This is a genomic window from Motiliproteus sp. MSK22-1 (genome assembly GCF_001968815.1).
Lineage (GTDB): Bacteria > Pseudomonadota > Gammaproteobacteria > Pseudomonadales > Balneatricaceae > Motiliproteus.
Genome location: NZ_MIEQ01000099.1, coordinates 1 through 319, shown reverse-complemented (window position 1 = coordinate 319; position 319 = coordinate 1). Strand labels below are relative to the sequence as shown.

The 319-nt window shown below is 53.0% G+C and carries 1 rRNA gene; it reads right to left on the bottom strand.

Going from position 1 to position 319, the window contains the following annotated elements:
• A 23S ribosomal RNA gene (locus tag BGP75_RS26570) occupies positions 1–319 on the bottom strand; the annotation flags it as partial.

The following is a 319-nucleotide window of genomic DNA, read 5'->3' as shown; positions in this document are numbered from 1 at the left end:
GATTTCCGACCAGGATTAGCCAACCTTCGTGCTCCTCCGTTACTCTTTGGGAGGAGACCGCCCCAGTCAAACTACCCACCACACAATGTCCCCGATCCGGATAACGGACCTGGGTTAGAACCCCAAGCATACCAGGGTGGTATTTCAAGGGTGGCTCCATCGGAACTGGCGTCCCGGTTTCAAAGCCTCCCACCTATCCTACACAAGTAGGCTCAGAGTTCACTGTGAAGCTGTAGTAAAGGTTCACGGGGTCTTTCCGTCTAGCCGCGGGTATACTGCATCTTAACAGCAAATTCAATTTCACTGAGTCTCGGGTGGA